General features: G+C 46.0%; 10 protein-coding genes and 1 pseudogene. 5 read left to right on the forward strand and 6 right to left on the reverse strand.

Going from position 1 to position 14,605, the window contains the following annotated elements:
• Nucleotides 1-56: 56 nt before the first annotated feature.
• Nucleotides 57-1,712 (reverse strand): response regulator, encoded by a 1,656-nt coding sequence (locus NST83_RS24225; RefSeq protein ID WP_342415954.1) that lies wholly within the window; start codon nt 1,710-1,712, stop codon nt 57-59.
• Nucleotides 1,705-3,498 (reverse strand): histidine kinase, encoded by a 1,794-nt coding sequence (locus NST83_RS24230; protein WP_342418036.1) that lies wholly within the window; start codon nt 3,496-3,498, stop codon nt 1,705-1,707. Before NST83_RS24230 ends, NST83_RS24225 begins: the two co-directional genes overlap by 8 nt.
• 190 nt (nt 3,499-3,688) lie before the next feature.
• On the opposite strand from NST83_RS24230, the gene NST83_RS24235 reads away from it, so the two are divergent.
• Nucleotides 3,689-4,585: a sugar ABC transporter permease gene (locus NST83_RS24235; protein ID WP_342415955.1), complete on the forward strand. Its 897-nt coding sequence runs from the start codon at nt 3,689-3,691 to the stop codon at nt 4,583-4,585.
• Nucleotides 4,585-5,415, forward strand: coding sequence for a carbohydrate ABC transporter permease (locus NST83_RS24240; protein ID WP_137060781.1), 831 nt, complete (start codon nt 4,585-4,587; stop codon nt 5,413-5,415). The genes NST83_RS24235 and NST83_RS24240 overlap by 1 nt, the downstream gene beginning before the upstream one ends.
• 140 nt (nt 5,416-5,555) lie before the next feature.
• Here the strand turns inward: NST83_RS24240 and NST83_RS24245 are convergent, their stop codons facing one another.
• The gene (locus NST83_RS24245) at nt 5,556-7,370 is read right to left on the reverse strand and encodes a methyl-accepting chemotaxis protein (RefSeq protein WP_342415956.1); all 1,815 of its coding nucleotides are present in this window, start codon (nt 7,368-7,370) and stop codon (nt 5,556-5,558) included.
• Nucleotides 7,371-7,633: 263 nt separating this feature from the next.
• Nucleotides 7,634-7,921: pseudogene (lepB, locus tag NST83_RS24250) on the reverse strand (signal peptidase I); the annotation flags it as partial.
• A gap of 347 nt (nt 7,922-8,268) precedes the next feature.
• On the opposite strand from lepB, the gene NST83_RS24255 reads away from it, so the two are divergent.
• From NST83_RS24255 to NST83_RS24265, 3 genes are all read left to right on the forward strand, one after another.
• Nucleotides 8,269-9,618: a right-handed parallel beta-helix repeat-containing protein gene (locus tag NST83_RS24255; protein WP_137060783.1), complete on the forward strand. Its 1,350-nt coding sequence runs from the start codon at nt 8,269-8,271 to the stop codon at nt 9,616-9,618.
• Between the two features lie 111 nt (nt 9,619-9,729).
• The gene (locus tag NST83_RS24260; RefSeq protein ID WP_137060784.1) at nt 9,730-11,262 is read left to right on the forward strand and encodes an MFS transporter; all 1,533 of its coding nucleotides are present in this window, start codon (nt 9,730-9,732) and stop codon (nt 11,260-11,262) included.
• A gap of 50 nt (nt 11,263-11,312) precedes the next feature.
• Nucleotides 11,313-12,440, forward strand: coding sequence for a glycoside hydrolase family 88 protein (locus tag NST83_RS24265; protein ID WP_342415957.1), 1,128 nt, complete (start codon nt 11,313-11,315; stop codon nt 12,438-12,440).
• A 126-nt stretch (nt 12,441-12,566) separates the two neighbouring features.
• Here NST83_RS24265 and NST83_RS24270 read toward each other — a convergent pair whose 3' ends face one another.
• Both NST83_RS24270 and NST83_RS24275 read right to left on the reverse strand, forming a co-directional pair.
• Nucleotides 12,567-13,382, reverse strand: coding sequence for a hypothetical protein (locus tag NST83_RS24270; protein WP_342415958.1), 816 nt, complete (start codon nt 13,380-13,382; stop codon nt 12,567-12,569).
• A complete protein-coding gene (locus NST83_RS24275) occupies nt 13,382-14,590 on the reverse strand; it encodes an AAA family ATPase (protein WP_137060786.1) in 1,209 nt (402 codons plus the stop codon). Before NST83_RS24275 ends, NST83_RS24270 begins: the two co-directional genes overlap by 1 nt.
• Nucleotides 14,591-14,605 lie beyond the last annotated feature (15 nt).

Consider the following 14,605-nt stretch of genomic DNA (forward strand, 5'->3'; position numbering starts at 1 on the left):
AATATAGTCCAATTTAAAAAGGCAGATTAGTGAAGCGTTAAGGGTAAAAAAGTGGTTTATTGCAGGCTCACACGATACTCTGAGGGTGACACCTGATAATAATTACGAAAAGCCTTACTAAAATAATTCTTGTCCTTATAGCCAAGCATATCGGAAATCTCCTGAATTTTTAGACTGGAGTCGCCTAGCAGTTCCTTGGCCTTATCCATTCTGACCTTCTGCACATATTCGTGAATCCCGTAACCAAACTGCTGCTTGAACAGCTTCATCAAATATTCCCGACTTAAGAAATACGTTTCGGCAAAAAATGAAATTTTGATATCTTCAAAGTAATAACGGTCAATATGCCGCTTGATCTCCGTAATATCAAAGGGCTGGCTCCCCCCCTGAGCATGCTGAACCCCGGCAATGTAAAGCTCCAACATACGGTTCAGCCGCTGTCCGTACTGGGCAAAATCCGTAAAGTCCGCAGCAATATCGCCCTCAGCCACGCTTTTTCTCTGTTCCCCCGAAGCCCCCTCCGGCTCAGACACAGATGCAGATAGGAAAGCCCCCGGCTCCGTAGCCGCTTCTCTCAGTAAAAAATGAAACTCGCCGATCATCCGATCTGCATCCTGCAAACGAAAGGCAGAGCCGGATGCCAACTGCTTCAGCAGGTCGTTTAGCAACACCTTTGCCCGATTCGCCTGACCTGTCTGGGCATCCTTCTGGATCAACAGCAGCCGATCCGTCCACGGCACTTCTTCTGACATCGCTCCCTGCCGGGGCGTGGTATGAATGACCGATGTCCCTGTCAGCTTCAATACGTCCGTACTATGAATAAACGCCTTGGCATCCGTATAGGTAGACGCCAGTTCCAGTATGTCCATACAAGGCTTACCCACCCCGGCGACCACTACCATGCCAAACAATCCGTGCAGATTCGCCGCCGCCTTCTGCGCTACTTGCGACAGCAGAAGGGGCATATGTTCCTCTTGCCCTGGACACAATGTGCAAATGGAAACGACCTCGCGCTCCCGTCTCGGATGAGGAAAGCTAAAGCAGCTCAGTCGCTCATCCGAAGTCTGAGCCATGACGTTCGTCACGGCAAAATCCATCAGATCGGTCTCCCCGTGAAAACGTGTCATGCGAACCTCATCCCTGTTCAGCTGCCGCAGCACGATCACTCCAAAGCGGTTCCCCGGCTGATCTGCACCAATCATAGGGAGTAACGCCGCATTTGCCTGTCTCTTAAAGCTGCCGTCCAGAATGGACAAATATAGCTTCTCCTTGAGCTTCGGCAGCGACATATTCAGTGTAATGTTCTGGCTAATGAATTTGCTTTCGCTTTGCTTGCGGCTTTCCAATATATCTACCGCCTTGCGTAGTGCCTGATTCAATTCCTGCCGATTGATCGGCTTGAGCAAATAATCCACCACCCTGGATTGAATTGCTTGCCGCGTAAACTCAAAATCGTCATAGCCGCTAATAACGATCGTCAGCAGATTAGGATATGCCTTCTCGATGGCACGAAGAAATTCGATACCGTTCAGCTCCGGCATTTTCATATCCACCATGACCACATCTATAGGGTGCTGCTCCAGCAGTTCCAGTCCAAGTCTGCCATTCGTCGCCTCAAGCACCTGCCCGATGCCGAGGTTGTTCCAGTCTCCGACGATACGAATGGCTTCGCGCAGCGGCTCCTCATCATCAATAATCAATACATTATACATGACTACTTCCTCCCTGGGGAATGCGCATTTTGATTTCTGTTCCCGTTTCATCCGCATGTATGGATAGTCCTGCCTGATCTCCATACAGGAGCTTCAATCGTGCATTCAGATTTTTTAAGCCGATGTGCTCACTCTCCCGTTCCTCCCACTTTTCTTCGAACGAATCCAGCACCTGTCTCAGCTTATCCTCCGAGATTCCCGGGCCGTTGTCTCGGACTGTAATCGTGGCATCTGTAGAGCTGGATTCGGCTGAAATGACAATCAGAATATCGCTTGATACCTTTTCCAGCGCATGCTTGATCGAATTCTCCACCAACGTTTGTACGGACAGCCTCGGGATGAGCAGCTCCATCAGCGTGTCCTCCCACTCCAGCTCGATTCGCAGTCTCGTCCCGAATCTTGCTTTTTGCAATCCCATATACCGTTCAATATGCTGGAGTTCTTCGCGGGCAACCACGATATCCTTGCCGTTGATGGAATACCGCAGGGTTTGGGCCAACGCATCGACCATATCCGCCATATCGAACATCTCACGCTTTAATGCCTGTGTGGATATGGCTTGCAGCGCATTGTACAGAAAATGGGGGTTAATTTCAGCCTCCAGCGCCTTGAGTATGGCGTTTTTCTCGACCAGCTTCATTCGATAGCGCTCATTAATTAATTCATCGGTTCTTTGGACCATTTCGTTAAAATGCAGCGACAAATACGCAATCTCGTCATGACCCTTCACAGGAGCCGTTGCCCTGAAATCCCCGGTACTAAACCGCTTCATCTGGGTGGACAGCTTGTGTAAGGGACTGGTAATAGCATTGGAGGTCAGCGTTACCAAAATAATAGATACTCCTAAAAACAAAATCCCGATCACATAGCTCCAATTCCGGGTCGTTGTAGCCGCTTCGTAAATTTGACGGTATGGAATCGGCTTGACAAGCCGCCAGCCCTCTTTTTTCCCGACATCATATACGACCAGATACTCCTGACTGCCACTACTGTCCGACCATGTTACTCGTCCGTTCCCTCCCTGTCCAATCTGTGCCAGCACCCCCGAGTCCCGCATCCGCTCGTATAACGGAAGGCTATCCACGTAAAAGGGAATACGTTCAGGACTTAGCAGCATGAGATGGTCCCCTTTGCCGAGCGGAATGTTCTTCATGATATCGTCCACAGCGCTCGTATTGTAATAAAAGGACAACACCGCCTGCGGGTGACGAGATGCAATTGACCTCAGCACCCGATGGTACGCCATAAAGCTGGCCTGTGGCGCCACATACCCCATATCCGAACGGGAACCCGCAAAGGATTGGAACGATTCATTGGTTGTGCTCGCCATTGCCTCCTTATACCAGGCCAGCTTGGGTATATCCGTGTTCATCCCTTGGCGCACCGTAATATTGTACGTCTCCCGAGTCACCACATAATATTGATGACGATCTGCCACGTACAGATAAATAGCTTCCAGATCACTGCGGGAATAAAACATGCTGCGCAAATAGTTTTCAATGACCATTCGAGAGGCATAGTCCCGATTCTCATTCGCAATCGCGTTCATAATATCGTTATAACGAAGCTGCGGCAGGGCTAGCTGCTGCATCCCCTCCAGATAGTCCTCCAGGTTCTGATTGACCAGCAGCAGATTATTCGTTGTGCTGGCAATGCTATGATTCACCGACTCTCTTTCAATCATCTGATAGGAGATAATCGTCAGCGAGCCTACCACCAGAATGATCACCGAGGTAAAAAGCAAAATAAGCTTGTTCACCAATTTTTGCGTTATTCGTCTCCACATGGATCTGAAAACTGTACCTGCTCGTTCTGGTATCACGATAAAATCGCCCCTTTTGTAAGCGTACACATTTTTACCCTCAACTGTTTTCTTAAATCCATTGGTCCGGCCCTAGGAGCTATCCTATACTTTCATTATATCTCAAACGGCTTGGAGCGAAAGATCGGAAAATGTTGAGAAAAAGAGGTGCGTTATGCTGAAAAAAAGGGGAGCTTGGGGCGATAGGGGCAGTAAATTGGAGTTTGGCTTGTTCACACTGCCCGTAATTTTGTGCATTACGATTGCATTTTATATTCCGTTTTTGATGACGATACGCTATTCCCTGACCAAGTGGAATGGAATATCCAAGCATCCGAAATTTGTAGGTCTGGATAACTTCAAACAAATCCTGCTCGGAGACGCCAACTTTGCACATGCAGCCTGGTTTACGGTCAAATATGCCATTCTGTACATTGTGCTGGTGAATGTGCTGGCCATCCTGCTGGCGCTTGTTCTCGACATGAAGCTGAAAAGCTCGGCGTGGCTGCGGGCTGCCTTCTTTATCCCTTATATCCTCAGTCTCGTGATTGTCGGATTTATCTGGAAGTTTATCTTTATGCAGGGCTTTGAGTCACTGGGAACCAGCACAGGTTGGGGCTTCTTCCAGCTCAGTTGGCTGGGGCAGGAAGGACTCGCGTTTATTTCCATTTTGGCGGTATCTATCTGGCAATCCATTGGCTTTTATATGGTCATTTACATTGCAGGATTGCAGTCCGTACCGGAGGATCTGAAGGAAGCCGCTATTGTGGACGGAGCGGGGCCGATTCGGAGATTTTTCAGTATTACACTGCCACTGCTGGCCCCTTCCATCACGATCTCCGTTTTCATGGCTCTGACCAACTCGATCAAGGTGTTCGACGTCATTCTATCCCTGACTGGCGGTGGACCGGGAGGTACAACATACAGTATTGCTTATGATATTTATCGGGATACGTTCCAGAACAATCTGTACGGCTACGGAACAGCCAAAGCGTTGCTGCTATTCGTCGCAGTGCTGATCATTACGATCATCCAATTGTCTATTTTCAAACGCAGGGAGGTTGAAGCCTGATGCAACGCAGCCGTATGGGACGTATTTTGCTGGAAGCGGGCATGATTGTATTATCGCTGTTATTTTTGTATCCGCTGTTTCTCGCCATTAACAATTCGTTCAAAAGCTTCGCTGAGGTCATGACCGACGTCATTGCGCTGCCCAAGCAGCTTTCGCTGGATAACTACGTATATGTATGGAAATTCATTAACTATCCACGCTTATTTCTGAATAACACAATCATTACCGTAGTCGGGCTGGCAGGTATCGTACTGGTATCCTCTATTGCCGCCTATAAGCTGGCACGAACCAAGAGCAAATGGAGTTCCGCTATCTACATGCTATGCATTATGCCAATGTTAATCCCGTTTCAGTCCATTATGCTGACTGTCTTGCGACTCGCGAAAGACCTGCATCTGGCGGACAGTACCTGGGGACTTGGCCTGCTGTATTGGGGCTTCGGCGCACCGCTGGCGGTGTTTATCTATCACGGATTTGTCAAAGGGATTCCCAACGAGATTGACGAAAGCGCCAAGATTGACGGAGCCTCAGGCTTCCGGCTATTCTTTTCAGTCATTTTCCCCTTGCTGAAATCCGTCACCGCCACCATTGTGATCATCGACGTGATGTGGATTTGGAACGATTTTCTGCTGCCCCTGCTCATGGTTAACGGCTCACCCAGCACCAAAACGCTTACGCTGGCGGCCTATACCTTCGTCGGACAGTATACGTCAGACTGGCAGTATGCCATGACAGCCATGGTGATGGCTGTGCTGCCTTCCATCGTCGTATTTATTTTCCTGCAAAAATACATCGTCAAAGGTGTGGTCGCGGGAGCGGTCAAAGGCTAAGTTCAAAATGGTGATTCCATGAGTATATAAGAATTACGAAGCCAGAAAGTAAAAAAAAAGAGGACTTGCGTGTTGTTTGCGCAAGTCCTCTTGGTTGTAGCCTGGATGCTAGACAGACTCTGTTATCTAATACTTCCCGCTCAGGAAGCAGGATGAATCGGTGTGTCTGAAATTGAAATTCTTTCCATAGATGTACGTCTGGTAGACGTGCCGCGTCCTCCATTCGTATCCTTTGGATGAGCCGAAGCCTTATTCTCGTCTGCATCGTCTGTAATGCGAAAATGCTGTATTTCTGACAGTAGCTCAGCAGCCATATGACGCAGAGAATCGGCAGAATCCACAATAACCTCCATAGAAGCGAGTTGCTCCTCGCATACAGCCGCAGCCGACTCCGATTCCTCTGCAATCTCACGAGATAAGCCTACCAGCTTTTGCTCCGAATCCAGCAGTTGCTCGGTAATGGCAGACAATTCTTCGGTCGCAGCGGACACGTCCTGCGTGTGCTCGGCTACCGTTTGTACCGCTTCATGCACTTTGCTAAACGTCTGTCCGGTGCGGTAAATCAGATCCGTTCCGGCCTCAACCTCGCTGGAGCCTTTCTGGATCGAGTCCACGGCCTGGTTCACTGTATCCGCCATGGCATCCATAAAGACAGCAATCTGTTGAGAAGCTTGACCCGTCTGTTCCGCAAGCTTCTTCACTTCACCCGCCACGACAGCAAAGCCCTTACCCGATTCCCCGGCTCTGGCCGCTTCAATGGAGGCGTTCAACGACAGCAAATTAGTTTGCTTGGCGATATCCCGAATAAATTGCGTTACATTCTGAATTTGCTTCGATTGCTCGCCCAATTCCTGAATGACCTTGACCGAGTCCTTCATCGTATCCTGAATATGGCGCATTTGGACAACCGTCTCCTCCAGGTCTACATTGCCGCGCTCTGTCTCGTGAATCGCTCGCTCGGATAGCTCTGCGGTAATGAATGCAGATTGGGCAATCTTTTGAACACCTTCTGCACTTTCCTTGACCGCCTGCTGGTTTTCACGGTTTCGCTCGACCTGGCTGCCCGCCGAATCATAGATTCCTTGTACCGTCTCCGCCATCTGCCGCGCGCCTTCCGCCACCTGTCCAGAGCCGCTGGACAGCTCACCCGAAGCAAGCATGACCCCTTGCGCATTCTGATAAATCACTTGCATCAGCGAACGAAGCTGGCGTTTCATATCGTTAAAGCTCTGCGCCATTTCACCAATCTCATCTTTCTGACGAATTTGGATATCCTCCTGTGTCAGATCCCCTTCTGAAATACGCCGAGCGGCTTGAGCTACCTGCACCACCGGACGGGCAATCATACGGGTGATTGCATATGCCAATACGATCCCGATCACCAGTGCGAGCGCCATCGCAATGATAATCATCGTCTGTACATTTTGGAGCTTTTCGTCCTGTTCGACTTGGGATTGATTCAGAAGTTCCATCTGGTATTGCTCCATCGCCTGTGACTGTTGTTCCAGTGCAAGCGCCATCGGCTTACATTTTTCCTCCACTAATCTCGTGTAGGTCACCACATCCCCCTGCTGCTTATATGAGGTAATTTCCTTCACGATATCTGCATATTCAGCCTCCATCTGCTGGAGCTGTGCTGCCATTTGCTTGGGCTTGTCCAGTGCTGGCGTTGATTGCAGCTTCTTCATGGTCGTTGCAAAGGTTTCGCGCTCTTTCAGATAACTGTTCATTTCGTCCTGATCGCCAGTCACCAGATATCCGCGAAAATACTTGGTCTGACTCGCAGCATCGTATTCCAATTCTTTAATCATTAAAATTTTAGCAACGCCATCATCAATCATGCTTTGATAAGATGTATGTAAAGACGAAGTAGCATACTCACCGATAACGCCCACAACCAATGTAAGCAATAATACGGCTGCAAAACTAATGGATAGTTTTTTACCAATCTTCATTCTAAAATATCTCCTTTGTATGGGACAATTTTCTTAGGTCTAATGGGTTATTATACGCCTATTTGTCATTTGAAACAGTTAAATTATAATTCATAAGTTTCAACTATTGAAATACAACCTTTCAGGTATAATACGGCACCCAATAACATATAGATCACTTTCTTTTGTTAATTCTTTCTCCCCTTTCCTTACAGTCTCCCTTGACATTTCCCTGCATTAATAATTTAGTAATTCTAACGTTCGTTATTATTACGATTAAAACCGACAGCTCCCTGAATGTATGACTCTTCCACTTTTTTACCGTTCACGTAAAGATTGTCGCCCTGGTATTGAATCGTGTCTCCCGCGACCCCAATGACACGCTTAATGAAGTCTCTTCCTTCTTTTCTCACATGGAATACAACAACCTCACTCGGCTTGGGATCACGAAAATCGTAAATCAGTTTGTTCACGAGAACAACACCTACGATAATCGCTTTAATCCAATCCACAATCTCATTCTTAACTTGTGGCCGCCTTCTCGAAACTTTCCGTGTAGCTGGACTCGTCAAATGATTCCCGTGATCCCTACGTCAAACCCGCCTTTTCTCATAGATTCTATTCCTGATATGTGTATATTATATAAGTGCAATCAATTTTTCCCAGCTTGGCAAAACCGTGTTTTTAGTTGAAACAAAAGTGTGAACTTTTTTTCACAATCTCAAAATATCATCAAAAAACAGTTGATGCAAACGTTAACATATATTAAACTGAGCTTATACTTCTTAGAGCGTTTTGGACATATGCCAGTTAATCCGTCACCCAGGGAGGTGTCCCCGTTTCACATGAAAGACAGCATAAGTCGCTTTTATAGTGCTATCTTCTTTTAAAATAAAAGATGAAATAAGGAGGAATTTACATGTTTAAACGCAATGAACGTCCAAAAAACGGTTTTAACGCTCTAAGGCTCGGTATTTCTGTTGTTTTCGCTTCTTCTTTCCTTCTTGGAACCGCTTACGCAGATACGCCATCCAATGCCCCTTCTTCTTCCCTTTCAGAAGAGGCTGCCAGTGCAACGGATACATCTGCTATCTCCACCACGCTGGCGGCAGGCGACTTGTATGTAGCGCCAAATGGTAACGTGTCCAATCCAGGTACCATATCCAGTCCTACTACTCTTGAAGCCGCACTTACACAAATTGCTCCTGGTAAAACCATTTATCTGCGCGGAGGCAACTACGCCTATTCCTCTACGATTACCGTTCAGCGTGGAAATAATGGCAGCAACGGTTCCCTCAAAGGGTTGGTTGCTTACGGCAGTGAAAAGCCGGTACTTGATTTTTCGGGTCAAGCCTTTGGCTCCGCCAACCGTGGACTCCAGCTTTTCGGAGACTACTGGCTGGTAAAAGGTCTTGAAGTAAAGGGTGCTGGGGATAACGGTATCTATATCGGCGGCAGCAACAACCGGATTGAAAATGTGGAAACTCACCATAATCGGGATACCGGTCTTCAACTCGGACGCTACTCCACTACAGCAGCTAACAGTGAATGGCCTTCGAACAACCTTATCTTGAACTCCTACTCTCATGATAATGCTGATCCTGACAACGGTGAGGATGCTGACGGTTTTGCCGCTAAGCTGACCGTAGGACCAGGCAATGTATTCGATAACTGTGTGGCTGCGTACAACGTTGACGACGGTTGGGATTTGTTTACCAAAGCAGCAACTGGACCTATCGGAGAGGTAACGATCTTGAACAGTGTCGCCCACCACAACGGACAGACCTCTGATGGAACCTCCACCGCTAACAGTGACGGCAATGGCTTCAAGCTGGGCGGGGACAAAATCAAGGTCAACCATATCGTGAAAAACAGCATTGCCTTTCAGAATAAAAAGCACGGCTTTACCTACAACAGCAATCCCGGAACCATTACCCTGACCAATAATACTTCATGGAGTAATGGCGAGAGCAATTTTGCTTTTGACAAGGGTGACCACGTATTTATTAACAATCTTTCCTTTGAAGGAACAGCCAGTGACAAGACCAGTGGAACCGATCAAGACAATTCTAACGTCTGGTGGAAAAACAAAAAAAGCACCAATGCCAAAGGTCTTCTCGCCAGCGCCGCTGACTTTGTCAGTCTCGTTCCTTCCATTACAAGAAGTACAGACGGTTCCATCCAACTAGGTAACTTCCTCAAGCTGGCTTCAGGAAGCGATTTGATCGGCTCGGGCACTCCGAGCGGCAACAACATAGGGGCACGCTAAAAGCCCAACCCAATCAGGACGCCCTGGCCCATCTACCAACATAGACATACTGCATAATATAGCGACCGGTGATTGTCCTCATAACCAGACAAAATATGAGGTGAACAGATCATGGAACGAAAAATCACAATGAAACATACACTCGCCTATGGAAGCGGCAACATGCTGGGAAGCGGTGCACTTGCTATTAGTGGCGCATGGTTAATGTACTTTTATACAACCTTTTGCGGACTGTCTCCCGTTCAGGCCGCAGCCATTTTCTCCGTTGCCAGCATCATCGATGCCATCAGCAATCCGATCATGGGCTTTATTAGCGACAACTTTCATCGCACCCGCTTGGGCCGAAAATTCGGCAGACGCCGTTTTTTCATTATGATGGGGATTCCGCTGATGCTCGTGTATCCGTTGTTGTGGGTAGATGGGTTGGGTTTCTGGTATTACCTGAGTACCTACGTACTGTTTGAACTCGTGTATACCTCTGTCATGGTGCCATATGAAGCACTCGCCTCAGAGATGACCCGGGACTTCGGCGCGCGCTCCAGATTAACCGGATGGAAGGCCATGTTCGGTAAAATTGCCAATTTTGCCGCCGCTTTTATCCCTGGTCGCTTTATCGCCGAGTATGGCAAAGACTCTCCATTGCCCTTCTTTTATACCGGACTCGTGTTTGCAGGTATCTTGCTCATTGCGATGGCATTTTTGTACAAAAATTCTTGGGAACGCCCTACAGAGGAGCTGCAAAAGGAACTGGAAGGTGAAGCTCCGCTTTCCTTTATAGATTCCATGAAAAAGCTGTTTATTGACATTTCCTCGACCTTCCGGGTAAAGACGTTCCGTCATCATCTGGGCATGTATCTGGGCGGATTTTCAGCCGAGTGGCTGTTCACTTCTGCCTTTACGTACTTTATTGTATTTTCCCTGTTCCAAAGCTCGGAGATGGTATCTAATCTGAATAGCTTTAACTCTGTCATTCAATTAATTTCCACCTATTTCTTCATCCAGTTCTGTGTACGCAAAGGGTTCCGTATGCCTTTTATCGCTGCACTCGTCGTCGTTTGCTTTAGCGTAGCTGGTTACGGCCTGCTCTATATCACGGGAGCCTCCAATACGATGGTATGGCTATATGTCATCACACTGTTTATGGGTCTTGGTACAGGCGGGGTCTACTATATTCCCTGGAATCAATATACGTTCCTTGCTGATGTAGATGAGGCATTGACTGGCCGTCGCCGGGAAGGTATTTATGCAGGTATGATGACTTTCGCAGGTAAAATGGTTCGAGCCGTCGTCGTCTTCATACTTGGCTGGGTGTTACAGCATTTCGGATTCGTATCCGGGGCTGATAGTCAGCCGATTGCCGCTCAGCATGCTATATTTTACGTGCTTGTCGTTGGAACCATCGCTTTGGCGATCATCGGTATGATTGCATCTGTCGTCATGAAGCTGGATATTGACAGTCACAAGAAGCTGATCACCGAAATTGATCGACTCAAAAATGGCGGCTCCATGAAATCAGCCAAACCGGAAGCTCGAAAGGTATTCGAGGAACTGACAGGTTTTAATTATGATCGGTGCTGGGGCAACAATAATGTAGGTTTCAAGAACAAACCTGCTGACCCTAAATCACATACGCCTTCCATGTAAGCACAAACAACGATTATGAATCAAATATTTTCCAAAGAGAGGACTGTATCATGGCAAATCCAACATCACAACCGACAACCAATCCTACAAAAACAGATTCTTGGGCTGTACGTATGAGCGATTCTGTTCTACAGCGGAGTCCGGAGTTTTACGAAAAATGGGAATATGACCACGGCGTCATTTACAAAGGCTTGGAAGCGGTCGGAGAACTGACAGGCGATCCCAAGTATATGAAATATGTAAAAAAACATATGGATCATTTTGTTGACGAAAATGGCGTGATTCAGCGCTATAAAGTAGATGAATACAATATTGACCACGTGAATAACGGAAAGCTGCTCTTCTCTCTGTATCGTGCGACAGGAGACGAACGATACAAAAAGGCAGCTTACCAATTACGCAGTCAGTTGGAAAAACACCCCCGCACAAGCGAGGGCGCATTCTGGCATAAGCAAATTTATCCGTATCAAATTTGGCTGGACGGCTTGTACATGGGTGCCCCGTTCTACGCTGAATTTATCCGCGAATTTGGAGATCCGTCAGAATTTGACGATGTTACCTTGCAATTCAAGCTCTGCTACGAGCATACGCGTGATCCTGAGACGGGTCTGCTCTACCACGCTTGGGATGAGAAGCTTGAACAGCCTTGGTGCAATCCGCAAACAGGCTGCTCCAAGAACTTTTGGGGACGCTCTATAGGCTGGTTCGTAATGGCACTTGTTGATGTACTGGATTATATTCCAGAAGATCACGCAGATCGCCCTGCCGTGCTCGATATGCTGACAGAAACACTGGAAGCTCTGTTGAAAGTACGTGATAAAGAAAGTGGAGTCTTTTATCAGGTGCTCAATCTGGGCCATGTGAAAGGCAACTATCTGGAAGCCTCCGCTTCCTGCATGATTCTCTATGCGATCGCCAAAGGCGTTCGCAAAGGTTATCTGCCAGAGCAATATCGTCAAGAGGCAGAAATCATCCGTAAAGGCATTATTGATGAATTTATCACGATTACCGAAGAAGGACTCGTGAATCTGAACAAAACGGTGCAAGTAAGCGGTTTGGGCGGTAAAGATCGTCGGGACGGTACCTTCGCTTACTATATCAGCGAGCCGATTGTGACGAACGATCCCAAAGGTATCGGAGCTTTCATTCAGGCGATGGCTGAAGCGGAACGGCTCTAAAACAGACGAAATGTATATCTTCTACAATAGAAAAGGACGGGGCCAATGGCCCTCGTCCTTTTTTGTTTTAGCTACAGAAGTGATAGGTAAGTTGCCTTGTTATATCTCCCTTCAGCTTATTTTTTTCTACATTACAACAGGCTGCATGATTATGGTTTCAATTTGTTTTCCGTCTATTTCTAAACTCTTATGATAGGTCTTACAAAAGGCATCCACATTATCTACAATTTTGTCCTTATCATAAATAAAAAAGTATACGTACTTCTCCCTATAATGGAAGGCATCTGACCCTAATTGTTCAGTCAATTCACGTTCACTCATTTTGGGACGCGAACATTTGACTTCTATTACAGTTTCATACTCCCTTAAGTATATATCATATCTAACGGACTTATAGCCGCCGTCATCTGATATCTCGACTCTTGCTTCTGGAAAAATCGGACGAATGAGGGAAAATAACATACGCTGTACATCGTACTCGTTCCCTAGAGATATTTTAGTAAGATTCTCTTGTCGAATGGTTCCACTACCGTGTACAGGTTTATGATACATCTCTTCTATATGTTTATAAAAATTACGCATTATTCTTCGGATAATCACATGGAAGCTTTGAAGATCAATAAGATCTGGGTTAGATGACGATGAAGGGGATATTTTTTCAAATAGCCCCTTATTTATGTCAATTATCAATCCTTTTAAATAGGAAACACCCACATCATGAAAGGTATTTGCATCGGTTTTCAACAAAAACTCACGAGCAATTGATGCATTCGAAAAAGCTTTCTGAAGAACTCTACTTGTTGAAATTCTCCACTCTTCGAGTTTCCCCTCGTCGGTATTATTCTCGGACTGAGTTAGTAACTGAACCTCATCTATCTGTTCTTGAATAGCCTGAATTGTTTCACTTTTTGTTCTATTTGATGTGGTCATACCCTCTCCCATTAATGAATCCCCCATCGTAAATAAAATAAAAAGTGCGGCTCCAAAATGTAAATTTTCTCGTCCTTATATTCAAAAACCTGATAAATACTCTCACTATTTTGCATAATGGACTGAACCTGCTCTATTGCAGATTTTACCTTTGGCTTGTCCGGCTTATCATTACCATCACTAATAAGTTCATCAATTCTCTTCTTCATATCGTCTATAGAAATACTAATCTCAGGGGGGTTTAGTGAAATTGCCTTTATTAACAGCTCATAAATGTCCGCATCTTCACCGGTAACAAGCTTGTAGGTTTTTCTCTGCTGTCCTCTTGGATTCGGCCCAGCCTTTAACTTCCTTACCACGTCTTTATATGAGAGATTAATTGTTGTCATCTTATAAGCTTCTTCAAGCTGAGTCTTACTCGTAATCTGTGCATTTTCACGGTTATGATCTACATCCAGTTGAATGGCAAGATTCAAACATATGGATTGCATGAGTTGAGGAGAAGCAAGACTTTCAAGAGCTATATCCTTGGCATAGTTTAAGTCAATATTCATACCTAATGATTCGAAACCTGTTGTTGCGATTTCACTTAGTTCATCCAGTTGCCAAGGCTCAATATTGATAAGATTCAATCTTCCACTCAGATCAGGATTCTTACGAATGGCATCATCAGCTCTGTGGGGTAAAGAAATGACAATCGTTCGAAATTGCTTTCGAATAGCATCTTTTAATTGATAAGCCATTTCCAGCTGCATATCCCCTGGGGCATAGTGAAAGTCATCTAGGACAAGAACCAGATTATTCTCATTAAAGTATTGAATAATCTTATCTTTACCAGAACGAAATGACTCTGTGATTGCCGTTGATTTTTTTTCTATAAGACCCGTTGTTCCTTCTCCTTCAATACCTCTACGTTCTATATGGTTGCTCTCTAGTGATAGGCCTACTTTTTTGGCTACTGTTACCCAAAAATCTTCTGAATGTTTGAAGTCATTTCCTGTCAAATCCACAATTTTATCTTGTCCTATTACTTTCTCGCATAAAACCGTTTTCCCGGTTTTTGAAGGGCCAATAATTGATGTTAGATAACCAATAGTTTTAAGTGATTGAGCTAATCTAAATTCGTATGAATAGGAAGTATCAGGTGTATTTCTTGAAACGTAGGTATATGTTGGGAAAGCCCCCGGTATAAATACCTCGTATGATTTTAATACCAGCATAATCTCCCCCTAAAT

It is taken from the genome of Paenibacillus sp. FSL R10-2782, from assembly GCF_038592985.1.
Taxonomy (GTDB): domain Bacteria; phylum Bacillota; class Bacilli; order Paenibacillales; family Paenibacillaceae; genus Paenibacillus; species Paenibacillus terrae_C.

Bases quoted from the DNA above. Each gene is read 5' to 3' on its own strand.
- NST83_RS24225 (WP_342415954.1), bottom strand. From the start codon at position 1,712: ATGTATAATGTATTGATTATTGATGATGAGGAGCCGCTGCGCGAAGCC.
- NST83_RS24230 (WP_342418036.1), bottom strand. From the start codon at position 3,498: ATGTGGAGACGAATAACGCAAAAATTGGTGAACAAGCTTATTTTGCTT.
- NST83_RS24235 (WP_342415955.1), top strand. From the start codon at position 3,689: ATGCTGAAAAAAAGGGGAGCTTGGGGCGATAGGGGCAGTAAATTGGAG.
- NST83_RS24240 (WP_137060781.1), top strand. From the start codon at position 4,585: ATGCAACGCAGCCGTATGGGACGTATTTTGCTGGAAGCGGGCATGATT.
- NST83_RS24245 (WP_342415956.1), bottom strand. From the start codon at position 7,370: ATGAAGATTGGTAAAAAACTATCCATTAGTTTTGCAGCCGTATTATTG.
- NST83_RS24255 (WP_137060783.1), top strand. From the start codon at position 8,269: ATGTTTAAACGCAATGAACGTCCAAAAAACGGTTTTAACGCTCTAAGG.
- NST83_RS24260 (WP_137060784.1), top strand. From the start codon at position 9,730: ATGGAACGAAAAATCACAATGAAACATACACTCGCCTATGGAAGCGGC.
- NST83_RS24265 (WP_342415957.1), top strand. From the start codon at position 11,313: ATGGCAAATCCAACATCACAACCGACAACCAATCCTACAAAAACAGAT.
- NST83_RS24270 (WP_342415958.1), bottom strand. From the start codon at position 13,382: ATGGGAGAGGGTATGACCACATCAAATAGAACAAAAAGTGAAACAATT.
- NST83_RS24275 (WP_137060786.1), bottom strand. From the start codon at position 14,590: ATGCTGGTATTAAAATCATACGAGGTATTTATACCGGGGGCTTTCCCA.